Origin of the sequence: Haloechinothrix salitolerans (assembly GCF_042662605.1) — a bacterium.
GTDB classification, from domain to species: Bacteria; Actinomycetota; Actinomycetes; order Mycobacteriales; family Pseudonocardiaceae; genus Haloechinothrix_A; species Haloechinothrix_A salitolerans.
This window is the reverse complement of sequence record NZ_JBHSXX010000001.1, coordinates 2701335-2725850: the sequence shown is the minus strand read 5'-3', so window position 1 is coordinate 2725850 and position 24516 is coordinate 2701335. Positions and strand designations below refer to the sequence as shown.

The following is a 24516-nucleotide window of genomic DNA, read 5'->3' as shown; positions in this document are numbered from 1 at the left end:
GTTACCACAGCCGGACGGGCATTTCCTTGATGCCGTTGATGAAATTCGACCGCAACCTGCGGGCAGGCCCAGCAAGCCGCAGGTCGGGAACCCGGTCGGCCAACGTCTCGAACAGGGTCCGCAGTTCCAGCCGCGCCAGGTGGGCGCCGAGACAGAAGTGCGGCCCGCCACCACCGAAGGAGATGTGCGGGTTCGGGTCACGGGTGATGTCGAAGACGTCCGGGTTGTCGAACACATCCTCGTCCCGATTCGCCGACGGGTAGAACAGCACCAGCTTGTCGCCTTCCGCGATGTCCTGTCCGCCGATGACGGCGTCGCGGGTCGCGGTGCGGCGGAAGTCCATCACCGGACTGACCCAGCGCAAGACCTCCTCCACCGCGGTTGGCACCAGTTCCCGGTTCTCCCGTAGCTTGCGCCACTGCTCGGGATGTTCTAGGAAGGCAAGCATCCCGCCAGATGCCGCGTTGCGGGTGGTCTCGTTGCCCGCGACGATCAGCAGTACGAAGAACATGTTGAACTCGAGATCTTGCAGGACATCGCCGTTGGCGTCGGGCTGGATCAGCTTGGTGACGATGTCGTCGCGCGGTTCGGCGCGACGACGGTCGGCGAGCTCGTTGGCGTAGGCGAAAATCTCGCTCGCGGCCACCGCGCCGTCGGATCCCTCGACCTGGAACTCGGGATCATCGAAGCCGATCATCCGGTTCGACCAGTCGTAGAGTTTCTCTCGGTCCGTATCGGGAACACCCATCAGTTCGGCGATGACCGCAAGTGGCAACTGCGCCGCGATGTCGTGCACGAAGTCCACTTGGCGCCGCTCGGCGATCTCGTCGACGAGGCCGTGGCAGATGTCGCGAATCCCCTGCTCCAGCTTCCCGACCATCCGCGGCGTGAACCCGCGGTTGACCAGGTTGCGCAGCCGGGTGTGATCCGGCGGGTCCATGTTCACCATCATCGCGCGCTGCAACTCGACGACGTCGTCGTCGAAATCGGACAGCATCGCGGTACCGGCGTAGGAGGAGAACGTCTGCGCGTCGCGGGAGACGGCGACCACGTCGTCGTAACGGGTCACCGCCCAGAACCCGCGCCCTGGCGGGTCTTCCGGCTGCCAGTACACCGGCTCGATGCGCCGCAGCTCCGCGAAGAACGCGTGCGGTACACCCTGCTCGTAGACGTCTGGATCATGCAGCGTGACACTTGCCGTACTCATCGCACCTCGCCCGTGGTCGACGCCATCTGTGCCGTCACGGTATAACACGTTCTGCCTATATGTAAACAGGTGTCCAGAACAGTGTCCAGAGCAGCCCTCACCACCGGTAGTCGAGGAACTTCCCGTCGAACGTGACGACGACGCGGTCGCCATCCGGATCAGGGCGGCGAGCGATATCGACCTTGAAGTTGATGGCGCTCATGATGCCGTCGCCGAATTCCTCGTGGATGAGCTCCTTCAGCGCCGGGCCGTAGACAGCCAGCGCCTCGATGAACCGGTAGATCGTGGGATCGGACATCGCCGCCGAGTCGGTGCCTCGGGACGGCTGCAACTGCAGGCTTTCGGCAACCAAGCCATCCAGCTCGAGCAGCTGGCACACCCGTTGGGCCTGCTCGTACGTCAGCGGGTGTTGGCCGAGCAACGCCGCCGTCGTCCACACGACGGCGCCGAGCTTGTGGGCGATCTCGGCCCAGGTCAGGCCGCATCGCATCCGGGCGGCGATCACCAGGTCGGCGGCGTCGGACTTGCTCATGATCGGGGTCATCGGCGGGGCTCCTCACGAATCGGTGCGTACACGCACAGCCTCACCGACCAGGGCAGGAGACTCCAGACGCCACAAGCCGTCGACACAGACTCTTAACGCCACGGCGGCCCGATGAGCCTCCTGTGACGGGTCGCCGTTCCAGACGTCACACGGAGGACACATTCACCGAGCAGACTCAACCAACGGCGCAGCACGCCTCCCGGGTGCCGCCGCGCCCGCACACCCCTGCACCCGAGCGAAAGAGGGACCGCATGTCCTATCTGAACCCACCAGAGTTCGCCAAGAAGATGATCGACGCCGGTGAGTCCAAGGCACTCATGTCGACACGCGATACCGTGATCCGCGCCTACATGGCTGGTGCCATTCTCGCGCTCGCGGCGGCGTTCGCGGTGACGGTCACCGTGCAGACGGGTCAGCCGATCGTCGGCGCGCTGTTGTTCCCGGTCGGATTCTGCATGCTCTATCTGCTCGGGTTCGACCTGCTGACCGGCGTATTCACACTGGTTCCGCTGGCGTGGATCGACAAGCGACCCGGGGTGAGCGTGAAGGCACTGCTGCGCAACTGGGGCCTGGTCTTCATCGGCAACTTCGCGGGCGCACTCACCGTCGCGTTGATGATGGCTATCATCGTCACCTTTGCGTTCTCCGTGCCGCCGAACGAGGTCGGCCAGGCACTCGGCACGATCGGTGAGAGCCGCACGATCGGCTACGCCGAGCACGGCGCCGCGGGCATGCTGACACTATTCATCCGTGGTGTGTTGTGCAACTGGATGGTCTCCACCGGTGTCGTCGCTGCGATGATGTCGACATCGGTGTCCGGCAAAGTCATTGCCATGTGGATGCCGATCCTGGTGTTCTTCTACATGGGCTTCGAGCACTCAATCGTGAACATGTTCCTATTCCCGTCCGGTCTGATGCTCGGCGGCGACTTCTCCATCGGCGACTACTTGGTCTGGAACGAGATCCCCACCATCGTCGGCAACATCGTCGGCGGTCTGACCTTCGTGGGCCTCACCGTGTATGCGACCCACGCCCGCACCGGCCCTTCCAGGTCGAACGGCGTCGAGAGCGCAGAGGAAGAGCGGGAACCGGCCACCGTGGCTGGCTGACACCACACGGGAACGACGCCTTCCCACACCGCGTACGAGAAGGCGTCGTTCCCGGGCCACTCCCCAACCGTCGGCATGGTCGATAATCAACCCATGCCCGACGACCAGCAGCCACACCCGCGCGCCGGATTCCGCCTCACCGTGTCCGTCACGCCGGAAGACGTCGGGCAGCGGGTGTCCTTGCGGCGCCGCACTGACGACGGGAAGTTCACCGACGTCGTGGGCATTCTGGAACGCTGGGACAACAGTGTCATCGCCGTCCGACGGCGAGACGATCAGCTCGTCGAGTTCGACGCCGACGTCCTGGTCGCGGGAAAGGTCGTGCCGCAGGCCCCTCCGCGCAGGCGTCCCCGCATGTAGCCCGTGCGAAGCGACAAGGCGTCCACATCGATACGTTGGGGGCATGGCTTCCGCGATTCCGCACTACACCCTCAACGACGGCAACCAGCTTCCCCAGATCGGCTTCGGCACCTACCCGCTCACCGGCGACGAGGGCACGAAAGCCATAGTCAGCGCCATCGAGAACGGCTACCGCCTGCTCGACACCGCCGTGAACTATGGCAACGAAGAAGAAGTCGGCCAAGCCGTTCGGCAGTCGGGGATCGCCCGTGAGAACATCGCGATCACCACCAAAATCCCCGGCAGACACCACGAGTACGACCACGCCACCCGCTCCGTGGAGGACTCCCTGCGCCGACTCGGGCTCGACTACATCGACCTCGTGCTGATCCACTGGCCGAACCCGAGCGTCGGCAAATACCGCGAGGCATGGCGGGCACTCATCGACCTCCGCGAACGCGACCTGGTGCGCTCCATCGGCGTCAGCAACTTCACCGAGCAGCACCTCGACGACATCATCCGCGACTCCGGTGTCACGCCCGCCGTCAACCAGATCGAACTCCACCCGTACTTCCCGCAGGCCGAGACGCGCGCGGTCCACGCCAACCTCGGCATCCAGACCGAGTCGTGGAGCCCGCTCGGCAAGCGCAGCGCCCCGTTCGACCAGCGGCCCGTCACCGACGCCGCCGAGGCACACGGCGTCGGCCCCAGTCAGGTGATCCTGCGCTGGCAGCTGCAACTCGGCGCGCTCCCGCTGCCGAAGTCCGCCAACCCGGAACGCCAACGCGAAAACCTGGACGTCTTTGAGTTCGAACTCAGCGAGCAGCAGATGGCCGCCATCAGTGGGCTCGCACGTCGTGACGGCAGGCTGTTCGGCGGCGACCCCAACGTTCACGAGGAGATGTAACGCTCGCTCGCACAGCCTCCGGATGGAGCTATCAGCGACCCAGCCAGTCCTTGAACCCGGTCTTGAACCGGGTCAAGGCGTCATCCAGCTCAGCGGGTCCGTGCGCTTCGGAGACGAACCAAATACCCCGCCGCGCCACCCAGATGCCGTGTTCCACCAGTACGGACGCGAGGCTGGCGTAGCGCTGCAGATCGAGCTCCTGCAAGCTGCGGTAGTCGGTGACCTCGGCGTCACCGAACGACACGTGGAACGCCATCGGCATCCCCTCGACCCGCAGTGGTTCGCCGAACGATTCCCCGATCTCCCGAATCCCGTCCATCAGCTTCGTGCCGTGCGCAATGATCGACGGATACGGCGGATCGTCCCGGACATGCTCCAACGCGGCGATCACGGCCGCCATCCCCGGTGCCCAGGCATTGAACGTACCAGCATGGTTGACGTCGCCGATACCGATGCGGCTCATTAGATCCTCGCGCCCCACCAGGGCCGACACCGGATAGCCACCACCCAACGCCTTCCCATAGACCGCGAGATCAGGCGTCACACCATAGCGGCGCGCCGCACCCCCGGGGCCCACTCGGAAACCTGAGATCACCTCATCGAAGATCAACACGATACCATGACGCGAGCACATCCGGCGCACCCGCTCCAGGTACCCCGGCGCCGGTTCGATCACCCCAGAGTTGATCATAATCGGTTCCATGATCACCGCTGCGATCTGCTCACCCTCGCGCTCGATCACTTCCCCCAGCAGCTCCGCGTCGTTCCACGGCAACACCCGGAAGTCCTCGAGATGCGACTCCAACTGGCCAGAACTCGCCGCTTGCCACGCACCATCACGCTCGGCGACCAGCACATTGTCCAGCCAACCGTGATAGTGGCCCTCAAACCGGATCACCCGGGTGCGACCAGTGACCGCCCTCGCCAGCCGCAACGCAGCCTGCACGACCTCCGTGCCGGTCAGCCCGAACCGGACCATGTCCGGCCAGTCGAGCACCGAACACACCAACTCCGCCGCATAAACCTCCCGCTCCCCCTGACCGCCAAAGATCAACGCATCACGGGATGCCTGATCCACCGCTGAGGTCAGGAATTCTGGAGCGTGCCCGAACAACGCCGGTCCTTGCCCCAGCAGGTGGTCGACGTAATCGACATCGTCGACGCTACGAAGCCGCGCTCCGTCCGCGCGTTTCAAGAACACGTCCGGCCCGTCCAGGCGAACATTCGAATGCACACCCCCTGGCGTTCGAGCACGGGCCCTGCGCCGCAATTCGGCGGAACGAGTGCACTGATCAGTGAGCGTCGTGACAGCATCACTACCTGTACTCACGAATACCTCCGGAAATCCGGACATCGAATAGACGATCGTCCTAGCGCGTGCGGTTGTGACGGGCGTATACACACCCGCACACATCAGGCATATCCAGCAACATCAGAAATGAAACATAAAGATTAGTATATGAAACCACGCTACTGCGGTCACATTTTTCCGTCAAGGGGGCCAGTTCCCATGTGACTACGCCACCATTAATGACATCCAGTCGTCACAGTGAATATCTTCGCGGCGCGGCTTTTACCGTGATTCACGACCGGATTAGCAACCTCTCACCTTACGTGATTTGGTCGATATTCATTACCTTTCAGTCAGCGCATACAACCAGATCAACGCTAGCCGCGCTACCGGACATGAATCTACCGCACGGCTAAAGCTGGCTCCTCGCATCGCTGCGCCTCAGGAATTGATCCTCAAGACGTGATCCCGCTGGCGGAACCGACCTTGAACGGCAATGAAGCACGCTACGTCCAGGAATGCATTGAAAGCACTTACGTATCCTCCGTCGGACCTTTCGTCGAAAAGTTCGAGAAGGCGTTCGCGGCCACCATCGGCGCCAGCCACGCCATCGCCTGTGCCAGTGGCACCGCCGCGCTGCACGTCGCACTGCGACTCGCCGGCGCCGAGCCAGGACGTCTAGTGGCGGTATCCGACTTCACGTTCATCGCCTCCGCCAACGCCGCCACCTACACCGGCGCCGACGTACTGCTGGTCGACAGCGAACCCACGACGTGGAACATGGACACCGAACTGCTCTACGACGAGGTCTGCCGTCGCGCAGCCAGCGGCCACCAGATACCCGACATCGTCGAAATCGTGCACGTCCTCGGCCACCCCGCACACATAGAACCGCTGCTGGAACTGCGCGACCGGTACGGCATCCGCGTCGTCGAAGACGCAGCAGAATCTCTCGGGGCCGAATGGTGCGCTGGCACCGCGACAGGCACCTACGCCGGCACCATCGGCGATATCGGCTGCTTCTCGTTCAACGGCAACAAGATCATCACATCCGGCGGTGGCGGTATGCTCGTCACCGAGAACGACGACCTCGCGGCTCGGGCCAAACACCTCACGAACCAAGCCAAACGCGACGGCGGATACCACCACGACACCGTCGGCTACAACTACCGGCTCACCAACCTCGCGGCAGCCCTCGGACTTGCGCAACTCGAACGATTCCACGACGCAGTACGGGCGAAGCGTACCATCGCCCACCGCTACCACGAAGGCCTCCGCTGCCTGCCTGTCACCGTGGCCCCCAGGGCGTCATGGGCGAACCCGAGCTACTGGCTCTACTCAATCCTGACCCACGAGAATGCCCTAGGACCCAATCAACTCATCAACGCCCTCGCCGAGCGAGGCATCCAAGCAAGACGACTCTGGCCACCACTGCACCAACAAACCCCATACCGGTCGACCGAACGAATCGGCGGCGACGTCAGCGCCAAGCTCTACCGCAGAGGACTCTCACTACCCAGCTCCACCCATCTGACCTGCTCTGAGCAAGACGCCGTGATCCGCGCAGTGACCGACTTTGTCCGGTAGTCCAGCCGTCACCCGCGCTCTGCGCTGAACGGCCCGTTGGGCGGCAGCCCGCCGTCCAACGGGCTGCCGCCAGCACGGCTGCGGCTACGCGCCATCGCGCAACGTCCCGCTGTCGGCGGCCGACCGCAGAGGCGTAGCACATGCCGGGTGCGATCACGACAGAACTCGACACCTATTAAGGCCACCGACCGCGAGCGCACTCTCGATGACGAGAGACGAGAACGGTCGCAGGGCCGTGTCTTTGACGACACACAAAGGGATGTGTTAATGACGGATCTTTCGGGCGTCCGGGCCCTCATCACTGGAGCGAATGGGTTTATCGGCAGCCATCTCACGGGACGGCTCATGGCCGAGGGGGCCCAGGTCTCCGCCTTCTGTGAATACAATTCGCACTGCTCACTGGGGTGGCTCGACGACCTGCCGCCCGACCAGTTAGCCCAACTCGACGTCACGCTGGGCGATATCCGCGACGCACGGTTGGTGCGCGACGCGGTAAAAAATGTCGACGTCGTTTTCCATCTCGCCGCCTTGATCGCCATCCCGTACAGCTACCAAGCCCCAGCTTCGTTCGTGGAAACAAATGTCAACGGTACTCTCAATGTGCTCGAGGCGGCGCGAGACACCCCGCATGTCCAAGTGATCAATACCTCCTCAAGCGAGGTGTACGGGACACCGGAGTCGGTGCCGATCACAGAGACGCATCGGCTGCAAGGGCAGTCACCCTACGCGGCGACGAAGATCGCTGCCGACCAATTGTGCGAGGCGTACGCTCGAGCATTCGACACGCATGTCGTCACGCTACGGCCGTTCAACACTTTCGGCCCGCGGCAGTCTGCTCGCGCCATCATCCCCACGATCCTCGGCCAACTGCTCGCCGGAGCGCAGCAAGTACAACTCGGAAACCTGAACCCGCGCCGCGACATGACGTTCGTGGCCGACACCGTGGACGGTTATGTCCGGATAGCGACCGCCAACCTATCCCCTGGTGAAACAGTGCAACTCGGCACCGGCGAAACCGTCAGCATCGGCGACCTGTTCACACTGTGTTGTGAGGTCACCGGCGCCGACGCCGAGGTTCTCACCGATGTCGAGCGAGTCCGTCCCGAGGCAAGCGAAGTGCAGGTCCTGCTGTCGGATCCGAGCCGGGCAAAGGAGCGGCTGGCATGGCGACCCAACACAACATTGCGCGACGGGCTGGCTGAAACGGCGCGCTGGCTAAAGCCCAGACTCGACGTCCATAAAGCGATGCGGTACCAGCGATGACCCCGCAGCCATCCGAACCTGTCAGCTGCTGACTCGCCATGCCCCAAGCCGCAGTCTCGAACACACTGAACGGGCGGCGGGTGTCCATGTCGACGAGCACTGTTGCGTACCGCAGTCGCTTGCGTAGCGCGAAATCATCGACGCCCACAACGTGCACCTCGCGGCGAGGCGGGTCGGGATGGTCGCGGACCCGCCGGAGCAGCGTGTCGCGGCCGCACGTCATTCCGAGTGTCGCAGCCAGCCGTGCTCCGGCCCGTCCGGCCAGCGCTAGCCCGATGTGGGCCACCATGGTTTGCCACAACGGTGTGGCTCTGCAGTGCGGGGTGGTCACACCGGGCACCTGTTCGGCGAAGGTCGCAGCGTGACATGTTCCGTTGCTGCAGCGGAAGCGCCGTACCTCGAGGTCAATGAACACGCCAGTACCGGCCAGCGGTGCATCCGCCAGGCGACGCCGATAACGACCATGCACCAGCCGGGACGCCTTCCCGCACCAACGACAACGAGCACTAGATCCCGCAACCCTCGCGACGACAACAAGATCACCGACACGCCGCTCGACCCGCTCCACAACCAAGCCAGCAAGACGAGGCCACACCATTTGACTGTCCACAATGCACAGTCAGCAGCCTAGAACACGCAAGCCCTCCAGCCCGTCAGACACGCCACAAAATCAGCGACAGAACCTGATTAACGGCTCTGGCTCCTTTTCGGTTTGCGCCGTGAGGCGCTGTGATTCGAGTGGAGGTGGGAGACCTTCGCCGCTTGCCTCGTCGTAGCGAGGGGGTGGAGCTGAGGGCAGCCTGATCCGGGTGGTGCCGGGGAGGGCGGGAGCAGCCCTGACAATGCCGGGACGTGGCCAGTACTGCCAGATGTCGCGGGTCCGGTGAGCGTGACGGAGCGGAGTACGCGAGGAACCGGCGTTTTACGTCTCTCCAATGAGACACCGGCTCGAACCTGGCGGATTTGGGCCGGACGCGGTGCGCACCTGTTGGCGATGTCGGCGGGGAACTCCTGGGTCGGTTTACCGTTGCCGGCCGGGAGGCCACGAGGAAGGTCTACGGCGTACTCGTGGCGATGCCGCAGGGACACAGTCGGGCTCCTCCTTCGTCGAGCGAATCACAGTGAACACGGGAACCACCTGGTCGCGGTTCCCGGCGGCGGGCGTCCAGCTTGTTGTCCGGGATAGGCGCATCGACCGCCGAATGGGCCGGGCGGGGCGGAGCCGTCGTAGTAGTCCGAGATCGGGAAAGCCGGTCACATGGCGAAGGGCGGCAGCGGATTCGAGAAGGGACGGAGGCTGCAATGCCGAAAGACGCACCGCCGAATGGCGGTGCCCGCGACCAAACCCCGGCGGGGCCATGGACGCGGGTATCGGAGATGCAGGCCAAACTTCACCGTTGGGCGGCGGCTGACCCTGGTCGCCGGTTCGACGACCTGTTTAACTTCGTGCATGACCCGGCGACGCTGATCGTGGCGTTCGACCGGGTCGCGGGAAACCGAGGGGCGCGCACTCCCGGGGTCGACGGTCTGACGGTCGCCGACGTCGAGGAGCGCATCGGCGTTCCGGGGTTCCTGCACGACCTACGGGCCGCGTTGAAGGACGGCTCGTTCCGTCCGCTGCCGGTGCGGGAACGTAAGATCCCCAAACCGGGCGGGTCCGGGAAGGTCAGAAGCCTCGGGATTCCGACGGTGGCTGACCGGGTCGTGCAGGCCGCGCTGAAACTCGTGCTGGAACCGATCTTCGAGGCGGACTTCGAGCCGGTCTCCTATGGGTTTCGGCCCAATCGGCGGGCCCAGGACGCGATCGCCGAGATCCATCACTTCGGCTCCCGTGGCTATCGGTGGGTGCTGGATGCGGATATCGAGGCGTGCTTCGACCGGATCGACCACACAGTCCTGATGGACCGGGTGCGTCAGCGGGTGAAGGACAAACGCGTACTGGCGTTGGTCAAGGCGTTCCTCAAGGCCGGGATTCTCACCGAACTCGGCGAAAATCGGGACACCCTGACCGGTACGCCGCAAGGGGGCAGTGCGACGCGAGGTCGCACGGTAGTGAGTGGATGCACCGATGGAGGTTCGATGGTGACGAAGGTGTAGTCCCCGATCAGTGTCCGCGGATCGGTCCTCGCCCCGACGTGCGTTGCTGGTAACGGCAGGGTGCGAAGCTCGGGGGAAAGCCGGAGGGTTCCCGTTCCATCCGGGAGCCACGGGCGAGAGGAAGACCGGACGGGTGAACGTTGTGAACCCTTGATTGATGTCTCGTGACTGCGGATTCCCCGTGATGGGTAGTGGCAGCGGGGTTGCAGGGCTGGCCGTTGGAAAGCGGCGGGTGCCGACCGGATCATTCCTGTCCGGTCGGGTGGACACCACCGCCCCGGGATAAAGAGGGCACCCACCCCGGTCGGGTCTCACACGTGCGGAACGCGGGAACCCCGGCTGGGGTCCAGGGCGACAGGGTTCGTCGTGGTAGGCCGACCGTGAGGAAGGCACAGATCCCCAGTGGGACAGGATGGTCCAAGAAGCGAATGCCGGCGGCTGAAAGGCAGCAGGAAACCGAGGCGGATGAACCGTTGACCTCCAGCGATGCCCCGGATAACTGGCCGGATACGGGACGCATGTGCCCGGCCCGCAAGGGAGCCGACGTGGACCAGGTGAGCTGGTGAACGAAACCTGAGGACGACGTTGGAACCGGAGGGCAAGTTGGACGCCGAGGCGGTCGCTGAGGTGAACGGACCTACGGACGAATCCCTGGACTGGGACGCTGTGGATTGGCGTGCCGCCGAGGAGGACGTACGACGTCTGAGGCAGCGGATCTTCACCGCGAGTCAGGCAGGGGACTTCAAGAAGGTCCGCAACCTGCAGAAGTTGATGCTTCGGTCGCGCGCGAACACGCTGCTGAGCGTGCGGCGGGTGACCGAGGACAACGCTGGCCGCAAGACGGCGGGCATCGACGGACAGGTCATCACGACCTCGTTCGGCAAGGCGGCGCTGGTCGGCTGGATGTGCCAGCAGACCGAGCCGTGGCAAGCCCAGCCCGTCAAGCGGGTGTTCATCCCCAAGTCGAACGGCAAACAGCGCCCGCTCGGAATTCCAGTCGTTGTGGATCGCGTGCTGCAGGCACGGGTGAAGAATGCACTGGAGCCCGAATGGGAGGCACGGTTCGAGCCCAAGTCGTATGGCTTTCGGCCCGGCCGTGGCTGCCACGACGCGATCGAAGCGATCTACCAGGTGGTTAAGGGCCGCAACGCCAACCGCCAGTGGATCCTCGATGCCGACTTGGCGGCGGCATTCGACCGCATCGATCACGACCACCTGCTGAACAGCCTCGGGTCCTTCCCCGCGCGGGGACTGATTCGGGACTGGTTGAAAGCCGGTGTGATGGATCGGGGCCGATTCGCCCCGACGGAGGCGGGAACACCGCAGGGTGGCCTCGTCAGCCCCGTCTTGCTGAATGTCGCGTTGCACGGGATGGAGAAGGCCGCGGGAGTCAGGTACTTCCACCGCAAACGGGGTGGGATCGAAACCGCACCTGACTGCCCCGTGCTGGTCCGCTACGCCGACGACGCCGTGGCCCTGTGTCACAGTCGCCAGCAGGCGGAGCAGGTCAAGGCACGGCTGGCCGAGTGGCTGGCGCCGAGGGTCTGGTCTTCAACGAGGACAAGACGCGCATCGTCCACCTTGATGAAGGTTGTGACTTCCTCGGGTTTAACGTCCGCCGCTACCACGGCAGAGTGGTCTTGATCAAACCCAGCCGGGAGGCCGTGAGACGCATCCGGAGACGGCTGCGCACCGAAATGCGTGCCCTGCGAGGCGGGAACGCTGCTTCGGTGCTCAAGAAGCTCACCCCGATCGTTCGGGGATGGGCTGCCTACTACCGGACCGAGGTGTCGAGCGAGGTGTTCTCCGCGCTCGATGACTACATGTGGAAGCTGACCTACCGATGGGCACGACACCGCCACCCGAAGAAGTCGCGATGGTGGGTCGTGGACCGCTACTACGGTCAGTTCAACCCGACCAAGCGCAACCGCTGGGTGTTCGGCGACCGGGACACCGGCGCTTTCCTGCCCAAGTTCGCTTGGACCAAGATTGTCCGACACGCGATGGTCGTCGGAACCGCCTCGCCTGACGACCCGGCGCTGGCCGACTACTGGGCACAGCGTCGCCGCAAGCAGATGGACTCGCCGCTGAGCGCATCTGTTCGGCGCCTGCTCAAGGCCCAACAAGGACGATGCGCCGCCTGCGGCGGGCTTCTGCTGCATGCCGACCAACACCCGCAAAGCCCGAACGAATGGGAACAGTGGGTGCGCGTCACGCTGGTGGCACTGCGCAAGCAGCACATCACCAGCCCACACACGCGGCGCAACGGCACGGACGATCCGCGTCTCATTCACGCCTTCTGCCGCCGACGAACCATCATCAGCGGCGAAGGTCCAGCCGAAACGCAGGTGGCCTGAACGCCTTCGAGCTTGCTTGAGCCGTATGCCGGGACGACTGGCACGTACGGTTCTGAGGGGGCCTCGGCGGGGCAACCCGCCGGGGCTACCCGACTTCTGTCTCCGCTGCTGGCCAACATCGCGCTGTCGGTGCTCGATGAGCATCTGATGGCGCCGTGGAAGCCGGGTGGGACGATGTCCACCGAGGGTAAGCGCGGTTACCGCCGCCGCAAAGGTCTGCCGACATGGCGGCTGGTCCGCTATGCCGACGACTTCGTCGTCTTGGTCCACGGGACCGAACACGACACACGGTTAGTGCGCGAGGACGTCGCCAGGGTGCTTGAACCGATGGGTTTGCGGCTATCACCGGCCAAGACCCAGATCGCGCACCTGGCCGACGGGTTCGACTTCTTGGGGTTTCGCATCCAGTGGCGCCGCAAGAGGGGAACGGACAAGTGGCACGTCTACACCTTCATCGCTGACAGGCCCATCCGGTCGTTGAAGGTGAAGATCCGTGCTCTGACCCACAGGCAGTCGCAACAACCGCTGGGGCCGCTATTGATCAGGCTCAACCAGATCATGCGCGGCTGGGCCAACTACTTCAAGCATGCCGTGGCCAAGGACCGGTTCGCCGTTCTGCACAACTTCGTGTGGTGGCGGCTGATTCGGATGCTGCAGGTCCGGCACCGCTGGAGTTGGAGGGACGTCCGACGCCACTTCACCACCTGGAATGGGCGGTGGCTGCCCATCGTGGCACCGGACGGGACCGAGTTGTTCAACATGGCCAAGGTGACGGTCACCCGCTACCGATGGCGCAGCAACACGATCCCCAACCGCTGGACCCCAGAACCAGCCTGACGACAGAAACCGTGGAGAGCCCGTTGCGTCGAGAGGCGCACGGCGGGTTCGGCGAGAGGCCCGGGGAAACGGACCGGGAGCAATCCCGGCACCGCGCCCCGGGCCTACTCAGCGGTGACGCTTGGTAGTTCATCCGAGGAGTATGCGGTGGCGGAGGAGGTGGAATCCTGCGCGTCCGTACATCTGTCGCTTGATCAGCTTCGTTTTGGTGTTCACTCCTTCTGTTCGTCCATTGTGGAATGGCTGGGTGAGGGCGGCGTCCGCGGCGTGGCGGTCGAGTTCGAGTCCGCGAGTGAACGCGTGCAGGTGGGGCAGGTTCCTCGGCCCGGGCTTGGTCGATCCAGGCGGTGAGGCGCTCATCGTTGCCGGGGTCTGGGGTGAGCAGGCCAGCGAAGTCGCTGATGAGGGCTGCGAGCATCGTCATCTCGGGGCAGGCGCTCGTTGCGGCGTCGATCCGTTCCCGCTGATGGTCGTGAAGCTCGTCGGGATGGGTGAGCAGGTAGCGGGCAAGCCGCTTGGGTGAGATCGCGAGCCGGTCGGACTCGACGAGTCCCTGGGTGATGTAGCGATATAACAGGTTCTGGCTTCCGGTGTAGCCGAGCTCGGTGATCTCGTGGAGCAGCTGCAGCACGGGCACGCCCGGGTCTTCCTCACGGCGCTGACGGAGGTGGTCCCGGAACGGATCGACCAGGGTGGGCCGGTACTGCGGTGCCCGCACCAGCCGTTCAGGTTGGCCGATGCGGGCGTAGCGCTTGACCGTGTTTAGCGCCAGGTTGAGCCGACGGGAGATCTCGAGTAGCCCGACGCCGCGATCGAGCAGATCATGCACCTGCCGCCAGCGTTCGCGGGTCGTGGCGGCGCGTTTCCCGTCGCGGGGTGGCGGGCCGGTCTTGCCCCAGCAGGCGCTGTGGGCGGCGACCTCCTTGAGAGCGGCCTCGGCGAGGTTGTGCCACAAATGCCAGCGATCCGCGACCTGCACCGCGTCGGGCAGCGCACGCCGGATCGCTTCGGCGTAGGCGCCGGAGCCATCCCGGCACACCACCTGCACCCCGGGATGCTCGCGCAACCAGGCTTAGAGCGTGGCCGCGGTGCGGTCGGCCAGAACATCGACGCGCTCGCCAGTCTCCGCATTGATGATGAGAAATAACCCCGGAGTTCCCTGGCGGTCGGCGACGGGTTCGTGGCCAGGACCTGGGCATTCCTGCACGTTCAGGTGATCTTTTCTGATCTGAGTCAAACTTCACGATTCGTGAGCCGATCTCATTTGAGTCGATGGTTCGGCAGTTGAGGTGAAAGCGAGGAGGTTCGGGTGGCGCTGGCTGTAGTGCAGGACCTGCGCGAGCACCGGGCTACGGCGAGCGTGCAGGAGATCGTCGAGTTCGAGACCGATGTGTTGTCGGGCTTCGTACTCGCCCGGTCCGCCGCCGGGCTGGCGGACAGCACCATCCGTTCCGATGTGACAAACCTGGAGCAGGTGCGGGCCTGGTTCGGGCGTCCGTTGTGGGAATGGAACCCGCCGACGCCGACGCGTACTTCGGCAACGCGTTAAGTTGAACCGTCACGGGTTCTCTGCCGCTTCTATACGGGGTGCGGCTCTCGATTGAGGGCAGCATAGTAGGCCTGCTCATGTTCAGCGGGCGGGATCTGTCCGATCGTGCTGTGCAGGCGTCGGTGGTTCCACCAGTCGACCCAGCCGGCTGTCGTGTACTCGACGTCGACCAGGGTCTTCAACGGGCCGCCGTGGAAGACGTCGGTGGCGATGGCCTCGGTTTTGTACAGGCCGATGATCGACTCCATGAGGACGTTGTCGTAGGCGTCGCCGACAGTGCCCGTCGTCCGCCATCACGGTCGCATCGCTGAGGTTCTCGAGCAGCTCGGCCTACTCGACGACGATCGTGTCCCCGCGTTCGAGACCTGGCTGCTACGCAAGCTCGAGGGGATCACGCCCGGCATCCGCCACGACACTGAAGACTGGATCCGCGCTCTGCATAACGGTGGGCCGCGCACACGGCCCCGCGGTCCCAACACCGTCTGGCACTACCTCAACGCCGCCCGTCCCGCCTTGCTGGACTGGTCAAACCGCTACGGCCATCTCCGAGAAGTCACCCGCGAGGACCTCCTCGCGGTCGCGGGCTCCTTACACGGCAACAAACGCCGCCACACTCTCTGCGTCCTGCGGTCACTGTTCCGGCACTGCAAGAAGAAAGGCGTGATCTTTCGCAACCCAACCGCACGTATTCCCGTTGGGCCGAACCAGTATCACGCCATTCTTCCCCTGCACGACAACGACATCGTCGCAGCCACCAACGCGGCGACCACCCCGGCGGCCCGCCTCACCGTCGCCCTGGCCGCTATCCACGCCGCCCGCACCACGGACATCGGCCGGCTGCTGATGGACGACATCGACCTGGGTAACCGTCGACTGACAATCGCCGGCCGAACCCGCCCCATGGATAACCTGACCCACCGAGCCCTGATCGACTGGCTGGACGAACGGCGAGCTCGCTGGCCCAACACCGCCAACCCACACCTGCTGATCAACCGTGTCACCGCCGTCCGGACCTGCCCAGTCGGCAGAGTCTGGATCACCAAGACCTTCTGGGGACTCGAAGTCACCCTCGACCGGCTACATACCGACCGCAAACTCGAGGAAATGCTGACGCACGGCCCCGATCCACTCCACCTCACCGCCGTGTTCGGCGTCAGTCCTGGCACCGCCATCCGCTACGCCACCGCAGCCCGTCAACTCCTGGACACGCCAATCGAACGACACGATCAGCGCAGTTGACCACGAACCCAAGGAATATGCTTGCCTTCCAAACCCGACTAACCCGGAGTTCCAGCCGAGATCCCTTCGGTTTTGCTGAACTCCGGGCTTTCTCACGGTCGCGTAGCGTTGCCGCTTACGCAGCGCGAAATCGTCCACCCCGACCACGGGCGGCACCGGCCGCTCCGGCACGGGTACCCGCAACAGCGCCCGCAGCGCGGTCTGCCGTGACAATCCGACGCCGAGACTGGTCAGGACTCGGGCACCGGCGCGTCCAGCCAGCTCCCGCACGACACGGCCCACCTGTATGGCCAGCCGGGCGGTGCGGCGTTGATACCGCCTGGCTACGGTAAGCGGCTCGCGGAATGTCTGCCGCGAGCAGTCCATAGTGGAGCAGCGCATCCCGTCGTGCCCGCACCCGCACCACGACTGGTCTTCCGTCCACCGGCACGTCGGCGAGCCGCCGCTCGATATAGGCATGCGCCCGCTTCGTCTCCACCGCGGTTTCGAGCACCGGCTTCGTGAGCCCGGTCAACATCCCGTCCGGGCCGACCAGCTCCACACCCCAATCCGGGCAGACTCCACAAGTTGATGCGCAAGCTGCTGTTGATCAATCTGAGCCGACACATCGGCTCGATCGTCTCGTCCACGACTGGCCCTTTCCCCGAGCTTTGCTCGGCGTGTCGGACCAGATACACCGCTCACGCTCATCCGACAGGCCCCGTGCCAGCCGCACAACGACCCACGGTTATGCCGGAACAGCCTTCTTTTGGGGTTCGTCGTGGGTGAGACTGGCCAAGGGCCGAGGACGCCGGCGGAAGATGCGGCAGTGTGCACGAACTCGTTATGGCGATAGTCGCCATATTTACGTATTCTGACTGCCCGGACCCCTAAACACCACAATACATCAAATCGAAAACCCGTACTTGCAAGAAGTCCCGCGCAGCTAAAACCCAAAGCTCTTACTGGATGAATACCTCCAACAATTACAACTCGTGCGATACGAATTGTCTCGAAGTGACGCCGCACCATCGAACGATGAACCTCGCAGATCAATTCGAAAGGTAGCCGCGGACTCCATCCTCCCCATAGAGAACGCGCCTGACTTCAATCCACTAGCTGAGAGGGATCCATGCCTCACTGCTCTGACAAGAAATGAGAATCCGTCACAGGTGTCTAGCATGCTCGAGAACGCGCCGCGATCGCTAGTATTTTGACCAGCCCTCCTCATAATGTTACGACATCGGGTCTGCGCTTCACTAATCGTCCCAGGGTCGTCAGCTGTACTCACGTCATAAGCTGGCAACCAACCGACCGCCAGGCTCCCTCGCATTTGGTTCGCATTGTCTCCCGCGTACGGTCGGTTCGCCGAAGACAGTCCATACCTCGGCCTATAATGCTGAGATTCAGCAGCCTGTGTAAAATAGCCAATTTGCCCGCTCATGTCGATTACGTGACTAACTCCAGACTCTCTGAATCTCGGCACGGTCTGTGCCGCTTGAGCAGAATATTGCGTCACCGATCCGCTGAATTCACCTATAACCCCTTCTAGGCCGTATCTTGAAAGCTCATTCTTTACGATATCCCCAACTTCGGATCCCCACTGCTCTCGAACTACTATGATGCCAACTCTACCCATTGGTCGCGAGCTCGGTTGGCCGAGGCTACTATCCCATCCTTCAAAGTATCCACTCGCTTTGAGTCGCTGCATCCATTTCGGCACGAGGCGTTCAACGGCTGGTTGCGTTGGCGCATACAGATAGGGAGCCAGTCGCGCATAGACCGGCCTGGGTCGCAACACAATGGGAGACATAGCGATCAGCGGCGTCTTATGCTTAGCTAAGCAGGACGCCGCCAACGGTCGAGAGAGGTGCGGAATCACATCGACTACAGCGAACACAGGTCGATCCTCTGTCCAAGCGGTACATGCCTCCTGCTGAGTTCCGTTCGGGTCCTGCGCCGCGCGACCAGTTGACAAATCATAATACACCGGCGTTATCTTCTTTCCCAGAACACCGCCACGTGAGTTTATGTCACTAATGACTGCCTCTGCCTGTGCCTTTTGGTCGCCAAGTCCGAACTCGAATCCTGCCGACGCCATAAAATTGCTAAAGTCCGACTGCAGGCCAAAGCCGATGAATATCTCATTTTTTGTTACCCCCCTAGTCAACCTTCCTGGATTCTGCGTGGCCCTCCCACCATGGCTGCCTGCTACTCCGCCAGTAGGACTGCCTGCTACCCCGCGAGTCCGACTGCCTGCTACTCCGGGCACGCGAGATTTCACGACGTCTGACGAGCTACGGCTATTAGTCCCAGGACTCTCTAGCGGTGTGGACAGATCGTCTGTTGCACCGGGTAATAGTTCTGCCTTCTCGGCAAACTGGACTGTTGACCCGCACCCCGACGAGAGTAGCAACAGAGCTAGGAGCGACGGCACATATGCCTTTTGAGTTGAAGAACCAAAGGAGCGCGTTACCACAAAACGACGCACACCGTTCCGTTCTTGCAACTCCGCCTTCATCTGTAACAATCGAATCGTTAACACAGATTTACATGACACATCTTCAATAGTAGGTAGCGGGTTAATGGAAGTCAACAACTGGACAATACGTCGTGCGCGTATGCTTCCATCAGCATTCGCTGGCTAGTTTCACTCCACACGACCTAACGGGTTTAGAACACATAATATGGTACCATGCTGGCGTAATAATGGCTCTGATAGCGCCACCATGTCTGATATCTTGAGTTCCAGCCTTGTCCCGCGATCGGTGTGTTCGGCCCGACACACCGGGCTGCCGGGGCTGGCGAGATGGGCGCGAAGTGTGATGATAGTTGATGCCGTGACGACCCGGACATCGAAGCGGAAGATGAAACACTGTAACTACCGGCATGCTCGGATATAAGGGAGCATCAATCCTACGTAGGCACAGACCACAAAGGTGCAACACGGAGGACGCTGATCTTGACTAGCGAATCAAGTAGTCTTATGTTTTAAGTAAATCTGTCGCCGCGTAGTGCTAAAGGAATAAGTTATCGAGCAGATAGGTCGATAACTCGTATGTTCGCCAGGGCGGGACACTTCGCCAAACTGCTTCGAAGTTCTTGCACCGTGCTGCAGATAGCCTACGGGAGAGTAAATGTTTCAAATCAGCTCTGCGCAGGCCAGCTCAAGAGAAATCTCAAAGGAGTCATGGAATGGCAAGTATGATTCGACCATTGGATGTATTCGAGGCACCAATACTCAGCGGCGTGCCGGCCTTTACGGTTAAGTATAGCGGTCACATACCGGAGGACGTTCTACGCGCGGCCTTTCGCGAGTTGTGTGACTGTCATCCAATACTAAAAGCTGCAGTGGAGATAGATAATAGTAAGTACCAATTTAGCATCAATACGGATCATTATCCCCAAGTTTTGTCGTTCCGAGAAGATGACGACGAAGGCTTTCGCGCCGCACTTGGCATGTGGCAAAATGAAGATGCGGTCGCACAACTACTCGTCCAAATGGGTGATACAGGTGGGGCAGTTACCCTACGGGCGACCCACGCCATCGCAGATGGTGCGGCGATATTCGCGATTTTAGATCACTACTTTCGACTGTGCAGCTGTTTCGCAGGACACGATACAGAGGAGATTAATCGGACGCGAGGACGCATACCTCAGCCCCCGTCTGCGATGTTTGACGAACGTTGGTTCGGCAGAGTTGTGTCGGATTCCAACTTCGACTACGAAGTCGACCCGATGAAGCTAAAAGAATTCAACCCTCAAGCTTCTGGCGTCCCCACGGTGCATCGTACATTGAAGTTGGATGCGAAGGTGACGGCTCGTCTAATTGGTGTGGCAAAGCGTCGTAACATTACGCCCAATTCGCTACTGAGCGGAGTAATTGCCTCAACCGAACTCGTCGAGGCGAGCAGGTCTGAGTCAGAGTTTGTGGAAATTGTTTCGGCGGTCAATCTGCGGAATAGGGTCCACCCGCCAGTGCGCAGCACTGAGACAACAAACTTCATCGGCACACACAGTATTTACCTAGACAAATCGATCAACCGAGACCCCTTTTTTATTGGAGCGACTCTGCGAAGCGACCTTAGTAGGGCAATTTCGGATCAAAGAATCGAATTGTGGCCACCACAAGGCACTTGGCCTCCTGCGGAGCGACCTAGTCAAAAGGGCGTTCAGATAAGGATGAGCAATGCCGGTCTCGCTCCAAAATTTGTCAGTCCACCAAATGTCAGTATTGACGACCTAGAAGCGCGCACCGGCGACCTTGGCAGCTCAGCGATATCCGCTCTTTATGGGGTTATCACCTACGCTGACAAGCTCACTATCTACGCGCGTTACCCTGTCGCACAACGCCGGGAAGACCAGGCTGATGTGGTAATCGATCGTATACTCCAGACGATCTACGCTGCGTGCACGTGAAAACGAATCGGCGGTTGTTCACAAGTGTCCACTGAGGAAAGCATCGGCCGATGCTTCCGGATCTGCCCCTACCTGAGTCGTGGGGATCTGTCTGATTATTGGCTCTGGCTCATTTTCGGTGGTGACGCGGGGTTCGTGGGGTGGGCACGGAGCGTTGTGTCATAGTGACGCTGGTGCGATGTTGATCAAGTTCTGGCGTTGGTGTTCTCGGGATTGTTGTCGGAGGTCATCCAAGGGGTTGAGGAAAATGAAGGGACGATCGTAGTCCGGACGTCGACGCCGCTGGGGCCAGCGGTGTGTGCCCGGGCTGCGCCGTGGAGACGAAGCGGGTTCATGCCTAAGTCGAGCGGCGGGTCGCCGATGTGCCGGTGGACGGTGCGGGCACGACGGATGCGCTGCTGCACTATGGACTGCTTGCGGCAGACATTCCGCGAGCCGCTTACCGTAGCCAGGCGGTATCAACGCCGCACCGCCCGGCTGGCCATACAGGTGCGTCATGTCGTGCGGGAGTTGGTCGGACGCGCCGGTGCCCGAGTACTTAGCCTCGCGCTTTCGTGGTGATGCGGCGGTCGGGTCGTGTTGATGAAGAAGAAAGGTGCTCCGAACTGTGAAAGTTCGTATATTCAGCGCCCGAGTTTTCGCGAGTTCGAGGAGGCACCTTTCTGGTGGGTAAGTCTACTGGTTTGTCGGTGGCCGTGAAATTCTCCCCATAGGTGGCAAATTCCTTGCGCGTCTGAGTCTGTGAACCAGATCCCGGTTTTAATTCCCGACCACTGAACGGGCTAAGTTGATCATCCGTTCAGGAGGTTTGGAGTGTCTCAGCCGAAGCCGGGCCGTAAGCCGCGTAAGCGGCTGGCTCCCTCGGAGAAGTACGAGGTCTACGTGCAGGTCTTGACGCAGCAGGCCACTCAGCGGGAGGCGGCCGAGAAGTGGGGCGTGGACCGTTCGACGATCGTCTCGATCTGCCGGACGGCCAAGCAGGGCGCCCTGGATGCGCTGTCCGCTGCGCGGCCGGGTCGTCCGGGCAAGTCGGCCGCGCAGGCCGAGCTCGATGAGGCGAAGGCCGAGATCGAGCGGCTGCGCGCGACGGTGACTGAGCAGGCCGTGGCGCTGCATCTGCAGCAGGGAAATCGCCTTGGGACTCGTAGCCGGCCCGGTCCCGCCGCGGGTGCACGCCGATGTGAAGGCCGCGCTGCTGGCGCTGGTGGCGTACGCCCAGGCCGAGGGAGGCTGGTCGCTGCGCAGGGCTGCGGCCACGCTCGGGCTGGACCATGTGCGGGTGCTGCGTTGGCTCGATCGCGCCGCCGCCGGGCGGCTGGCCGACGCCAAACCTGGCCCCGATGTGCCGCTGCACGCGCTGCTGGACTGGGAACGTGCCGCGATCGTCAAGGTCGCCGACGAGTGGGGCGAGATCGACCGCTCGCATCGCAAGCTCGCGCACCGCGCCTCCCGGCTCGGCCTGGTCTATGTGTCCGAGTCGACGGTGCTGCGGGTGCTGGCCGCGGAGGGCGTGCACCTGCCCGAACGCCCTCCGCGGGAGCGACGCGACAAGCGGCCGTTCCCGGAGTGGGCCGAACTCGTCCCGGGCGTGATCTGGATCTACGACTTCACGCACTTCGCCGGTCTGCCCGGCTGGGGCGTGATCGCGGTCATCGACGTGGTCTCGCGCAAGTGGCTGTCCACGGTGGTCTCGGCGGAGGAGACCTCCACTCAGGTCGAGGTCGCGTTCACCCGCGCCTTGGGTGACGACGGTAAGGAGTACCTGCTCGACGAGGCGCTGCTCGACGAGCTCGCCCACGGTGTCGTCCCGGACAATGACGAGCGGATCCCGGTGCTGCTGGCGGTCTCGGACAACGGGCCGCAGATGACCTCCAACGCTACGGCGGTGTTCATGGCCGGTGCCCGCATCGCGCAGCACTTCGGGCGCCCCGGCACCCCGAACGACCAGGCCTGGGTCGAGTCGTTCTTCGGTCACCTCAAGGGCGAGTACCCGTATCTGGACAAGATCACCGACGCCGGCGATCTGGAAGCCGAGCTGGACCGTCTCCGGGCGTTCTGGAACGGCACCAGGCTCCACGAAGGCATCGGCTATGTCACCCCCAACGACGAACACGAAGGACGGGGTGAGGTCATCCGCGCCGCACGCCGAGCAGGGCTACGCGCAGCCCACGAAGCACGGGTTGACACCGACGACAACTACAACCAGATCACCAATGACCGCCCCGCCAGTGGTTGGGAATTTCGAGCCCCAACTGGTTCATTTGGTCAGACGCACCTCGCCCACCCGTACTGGATTCCTGTTGAACAGGCTGGTGTCGGAGAGTATCCTAGCCGACTTGGTGAAGATTCCCGCCGGCGGCACCTGACAGCCCACGAGCCACCAGACGGTTCAGACGACGGAGCACTTCCTGGAGATGCAAGGACGAAATGTGCGGTCGCTGGCCGCGAAAATGCTGCCTGAGCTGATCGTCGACCTTCTCAGGTCAACGAAGCTCGAACTCGGGGAAGCGCGGCTCATCGAGCCCCACCAAGCTAACGGCGTCATGCTGGCCGAGCGGTCGGACACATTGCGCCTGGAACCCGGCCAGACGCACATGACAGTACGGGACTACGGCAACACCGGCGCAGCGTCAGTGCCGAACACACTCGACGACGGTGTGAGAAAGAGAAAGATCAAGCCCGGCGACGCTCTGCTGCACGTCGCGTTCGGTGGTGGGGTGACGTGGGGCGGCGTGACCATGCGCTGGACTACGAACCTCACATCATGAACCCGCCGCCACAGATGAGGGTCTGCCCGCTGACGTAGTCGGACTCCGGCGTACACAGCAGATATACGGCTCCAGCTGCATCCTCGGGCGTCCCGGCGCGTCCAAGTGGAGTCATCCACTTTATCGCCGCGAGCAACTGAGGGTTCACGCCGACCTTGATCTCGCGGCCTTGGATGTTGACAGCGCCGCCGCCAGCGGCGGCGGCCTTTGCGATGCTCGTGTGGATGAGCCCGAACGCGACCGTATTGACCGTCACGTTGTACCTGCCCCACTCTTTCGCCAGCGTCTTCGTCAGACCGGTGACGCCGACCTTGGCGGCGGCGTAACTGACCTGACCTGCATTGCCTCCGAGCCCAGCGATGGAGGAAATGTTCACCACTTTGCGGCACGGCACCGGCTCATCCGTGGCTTTCGCCCGTTTGACCGCGGCTGAAATGACCGGCTGAGCGGCGCGCAGGACGCGGAATGGGGCTTTCAGGTGTACATCAAGGATGGCATCCCACTGCTCATCGGTCATCTTCTGGATGACGTTGTCCCAGGTGAAGCCGGCGTTGTTCACGATTATGTCCAACCCACCGAAGCCGTCCACAGCGGTATCGATGAACCGCTCGGCGAAAGCCTCATCGGTGACGCTGCCAACGCACGCGATCGCGCTACCCCCGCTAGCCTCAACTGCGGCCAGGGTGTCCTTTGCGGTTTCTGCGTCCAGGTCGTTCACCACGACCTTCGCTCCCTCGGACGCGAGCTTCAGCGCAATTTCGCGTCCGATACCGCGGCCAGAACCTGTTACGAGAGCGACCTTGTTGTCGAGTTTTGCCATCAAAAGCACCTTTCTCAGTCAGACACAGCGACCGTGGCGTCACCTTGTAATGTTGTCGTCTCATCAGCTAGTGCCGCGTCTGGAAACGTTGGCCTTGTAAGAGAACACCAACGCCAGAACTTGATTAACATCGCATCAGCGTCACTCTGGCACAACGCTCCGTGTCCATCCCGTCAACCCCGCATCACCACCGAAGATGAGCCA

Annotated in this window: 19 protein-coding genes and 4 pseudogenes; 14 read left to right on the top strand and 9 right to left on the bottom strand. The window is 62.7% G+C overall.

Annotation, left to right across the window (positions count from 1 at the left end; genetic code table 11):
• Position 1: 1 nt before the first annotated feature.
• Both ACFQGD_RS12890 and cynS read right to left on the bottom strand, forming a co-directional pair.
• Positions 2–1207 carry a cytochrome P450 gene (locus ACFQGD_RS12890; RefSeq protein ID WP_345404458.1) on the bottom strand — a complete coding sequence of 402 codons (1206 nt, stop codon included), beginning with the start codon at positions 1205–1207 and terminating at the stop codon, positions 2–4.
• Positions 1208–1304: 97 nt separating this feature from the next.
• Positions 1305–1751, bottom strand: coding sequence for a cyanase (gene cynS, locus ACFQGD_RS12885; RefSeq protein WP_345404455.1), 447 nt, complete (start codon positions 1749–1751; stop codon positions 1305–1307).
• 251 nt (positions 1752–2002) lie between these two features.
• Between cynS and ACFQGD_RS12880 the strand changes: the two genes are divergently transcribed.
• From ACFQGD_RS12880 to ACFQGD_RS12870, 3 genes are all read left to right on the top strand, one after another.
• On the top strand, positions 2003–2860 hold the full coding sequence (locus ACFQGD_RS12880; RefSeq protein WP_345404452.1) for a formate/nitrite transporter family protein: 858 nt from the start codon (positions 2003–2005) through the stop codon (positions 2858–2860).
• Positions 2861–2953: 93 nt separating this feature from the next.
• Positions 2954–3220 carry a putative acetyltransferase gene (locus tag ACFQGD_RS12875; RefSeq protein WP_345404449.1) on the top strand — a complete coding sequence of 89 codons (267 nt, stop codon included), beginning with the start codon at positions 2954–2956 and terminating at the stop codon, positions 3218–3220.
• A 43-nt stretch (positions 3221–3263) separates the two neighbouring features.
• Positions 3264–4106: an aldo/keto reductase gene (locus ACFQGD_RS12870; protein ID WP_345404446.1), complete on the top strand. Its 843-nt coding sequence runs from the start codon at positions 3264–3266 to the stop codon at positions 4104–4106.
• Positions 4107–4137: 31 nt separating this feature from the next.
• Here the strand turns inward: ACFQGD_RS12870 and ACFQGD_RS12865 are convergent, their stop codons facing one another.
• Complete coding sequence (locus ACFQGD_RS12865) at positions 4138–5340, bottom strand: aspartate aminotransferase family protein (protein WP_345404443.1); 1203 nt, start codon at positions 5338–5340, stop codon at positions 4138–4140.
• A gap of 519 nt (positions 5341–5859) precedes the next feature.
• On the opposite strand from ACFQGD_RS12865, the gene ACFQGD_RS12860 reads away from it, so the two are divergent.
• The gene (locus ACFQGD_RS12860) at positions 5860–6984 is read left to right on the top strand and encodes a DegT/DnrJ/EryC1/StrS family aminotransferase (RefSeq protein ID WP_345404440.1); all 1125 of its coding nucleotides are present in this window, start codon (positions 5860–5862) and stop codon (positions 6982–6984) included.
• 267 nt (positions 6985–7251) lie between these two features.
• On the top strand, positions 7252–8247 hold the full coding sequence (locus ACFQGD_RS12855; protein ID WP_345404437.1) for an SDR family NAD(P)-dependent oxidoreductase: 996 nt from the start codon (positions 7252–7254) through the stop codon (positions 8245–8247).
• A gap of 385 nt (positions 8248–8632) precedes the next feature.
• On the opposite strand, the pseudogene ACFQGD_RS12850 reads toward ACFQGD_RS12855, so the two are convergent.
• Positions 8633–8845, bottom strand: a pseudogene (locus ACFQGD_RS12850) (transposase family protein); the annotation flags it as partial.
• A gap of 704 nt (positions 8846–9549) precedes the next feature.
• On the opposite strand from ACFQGD_RS12850, the gene ACFQGD_RS12845 reads away from it, so the two are divergent.
• From ACFQGD_RS12845 to ACFQGD_RS12830, 4 genes are all read left to right on the top strand, one after another.
• The gene (locus ACFQGD_RS12845; RefSeq protein WP_345398885.1) at positions 9550–10344 is read left to right on the top strand and encodes a reverse transcriptase domain-containing protein; all 795 of its coding nucleotides are present in this window, start codon (positions 9550–9552) and stop codon (positions 10342–10344) included.
• Positions 10345–10929: 585 nt separating this feature from the next.
• On the top strand, positions 10930–11988 hold the full coding sequence (locus ACFQGD_RS12840) for a reverse transcriptase domain-containing protein (RefSeq protein ID WP_390221053.1): 1059 nt from the start codon (positions 10930–10932) through the stop codon (positions 11986–11988).
• Positions 11989–12041: 53 nt separating this feature from the next.
• Positions 12042–12701 (top strand): group II intron maturase-specific domain-containing protein, encoded by a 660-nt coding sequence (locus ACFQGD_RS12835; RefSeq protein WP_390221147.1) that lies wholly within the window; start codon positions 12042–12044, stop codon positions 12699–12701.
• A gap of 12 nt (positions 12702–12713) precedes the next feature.
• The gene (locus tag ACFQGD_RS12830; protein ID WP_345393118.1) at positions 12714–13538 is read left to right on the top strand and encodes a group II intron maturase-specific domain-containing protein; all 825 of its coding nucleotides are present in this window, start codon (positions 12714–12716) and stop codon (positions 13536–13538) included.
• Positions 13539–13667: 129 nt separating this feature from the next.
• Here the strand turns inward: ACFQGD_RS12830 and ACFQGD_RS12825 are convergent.
• A pseudogene (locus ACFQGD_RS12825) lies at positions 13668–14679 on the bottom strand (ISL3 family transposase); the annotation flags it as partial.
• A 168-nt stretch (positions 14680–14847) separates the two neighbouring features.
• Here ACFQGD_RS12825 and ACFQGD_RS12820 point away from each other — a divergent pair.
• On the top strand, positions 14848–15087 hold the full coding sequence (locus ACFQGD_RS12820) for a hypothetical protein (RefSeq protein ID WP_345393121.1): 240 nt from the start codon (positions 14848–14850) through the stop codon (positions 15085–15087).
• Between the two features lie 29 nt (positions 15088–15116).
• Here the strand turns inward: ACFQGD_RS12820 and ACFQGD_RS12815 are convergent.
• Positions 15117–15368 (bottom strand): annotated as a pseudogene (locus ACFQGD_RS12815) (integrase core domain-containing protein); the annotation flags it as partial.
• Between ACFQGD_RS12815 and ACFQGD_RS12810 the strand changes: the two are divergent.
• Complete coding sequence (locus tag ACFQGD_RS12810) at positions 15364–16326, top strand: hypothetical protein (protein ID WP_345393124.1); 963 nt, start codon at positions 15364–15366, stop codon at positions 16324–16326. The pseudogene ACFQGD_RS12815 and the gene ACFQGD_RS12810 sit on opposite strands and share 5 nt — an antisense overlap.
• Before the next feature lie 93 nt (positions 16327–16419).
• Here the strand turns inward: ACFQGD_RS12810 and ACFQGD_RS12805 are convergent.
• Both ACFQGD_RS12805 and ACFQGD_RS12800 read right to left on the bottom strand, forming a co-directional pair.
• A pseudogene (locus tag ACFQGD_RS12805) lies at positions 16420–16955 on the bottom strand (hypothetical protein); the annotation flags it as partial.
• 296 nt (positions 16956–17251) lie between these two features.
• Positions 17252–18406, bottom strand: a complete 1155-nt coding sequence (locus tag ACFQGD_RS12800; protein WP_390221146.1) for an ABC transporter substrate-binding protein — start codon at positions 18404–18406, stop codon at positions 17252–17254.
• 1094 nt (positions 18407–19500) lie between these two features.
• On the opposite strand from ACFQGD_RS12800, the gene ACFQGD_RS12795 reads away from it, so the two are divergent.
• From ACFQGD_RS12795 to ACFQGD_RS12785, 3 genes are all read left to right on the top strand, one after another.
• Positions 19501–20724, top strand: coding sequence for a phthiocerol/phthiodiolone dimycocerosyl transferase family protein (locus tag ACFQGD_RS12795; RefSeq protein WP_345393126.1), 1224 nt, complete (start codon positions 19501–19503; stop codon positions 20722–20724).
• 1135 nt (positions 20725–21859) lie between these two features.
• Positions 21860–23185 carry an integrase core domain-containing protein gene (locus ACFQGD_RS12790; RefSeq protein WP_345393129.1) on the top strand — a complete coding sequence of 442 codons (1326 nt, stop codon included), beginning with the start codon at positions 21860–21862 and terminating at the stop codon, positions 23183–23185.
• On the top strand, positions 23154–23492 hold the full coding sequence (locus ACFQGD_RS12785; protein ID WP_345393132.1) for a 3-oxoacyl-[acyl-carrier-protein] synthase III C-terminal domain-containing protein: 339 nt from the start codon (positions 23154–23156) through the stop codon (positions 23490–23492). Before ACFQGD_RS12790 ends, ACFQGD_RS12785 begins: the two co-directional genes overlap by 32 nt.
• On the opposite strand, the gene ACFQGD_RS12780 is transcribed toward ACFQGD_RS12785, so the two are convergent.
• Positions 23482–24312, bottom strand: coding sequence for an SDR family NAD(P)-dependent oxidoreductase (locus tag ACFQGD_RS12780; RefSeq protein ID WP_345393135.1), 831 nt, complete (start codon positions 24310–24312; stop codon positions 23482–23484). The genes ACFQGD_RS12785 and ACFQGD_RS12780 overlap by 11 nt on opposite strands.
• Positions 24313–24516 lie beyond the last annotated feature (204 nt).

Bases quoted from the DNA above. Each gene is read 5' to 3' on its own strand.
- ACFQGD_RS12880 (WP_345404452.1), top strand. From the start codon at position 2,003: ATGTCCTATCTGAACCCACCAGAGTTCGCCAAGAAGATGATCGACGCC.
- ACFQGD_RS12855 (WP_345404437.1), top strand. From the start codon at position 7,252: ATGACGGATCTTTCGGGCGTCCGGGCCCTCATCACTGGAGCGAATGGG.
- ACFQGD_RS12890 (WP_345404458.1), bottom strand. From the start codon at position 1,207: ATGAGTACGGCAAGTGTCACGCTGCATGATCCAGACGTCTACGAGCAG.
- ACFQGD_RS12795 (WP_345393126.1), top strand. From the start codon at position 19,501: ATGGCAAGTATGATTCGACCATTGGATGTATTCGAGGCACCAATACTC.
- ACFQGD_RS12780 (WP_345393135.1), bottom strand. From the start codon at position 24,312: ATGGCAAAACTCGACAACAAGGTCGCTCTCGTAACAGGTTCTGGCCGC.
- ACFQGD_RS12835 (WP_390221147.1), top strand. From the start codon at position 12,042: ATGCGTGCCCTGCGAGGCGGGAACGCTGCTTCGGTGCTCAAGAAGCTC.
- ACFQGD_RS12870 (WP_345404446.1), top strand. From the start codon at position 3,264: ATGGCTTCCGCGATTCCGCACTACACCCTCAACGACGGCAACCAGCTT.
- ACFQGD_RS12800 (WP_390221146.1), bottom strand. From the start codon at position 18,406: ATGGCGTCGGCAGGATTCGAGTTCGGACTTGGCGACCAAAAGGCACAG.
- ACFQGD_RS12875 (WP_345404449.1), top strand. From the start codon at position 2,954: ATGCCCGACGACCAGCAGCCACACCCGCGCGCCGGATTCCGCCTCACC.
- cynS (WP_345404455.1), bottom strand. From the start codon at position 1,751: ATGACCCCGATCATGAGCAAGTCCGACGCCGCCGACCTGGTGATCGCC.
- ACFQGD_RS12845 (WP_345398885.1), top strand. From the start codon at position 9,550: ATGCCGAAAGACGCACCGCCGAATGGCGGTGCCCGCGACCAAACCCCG.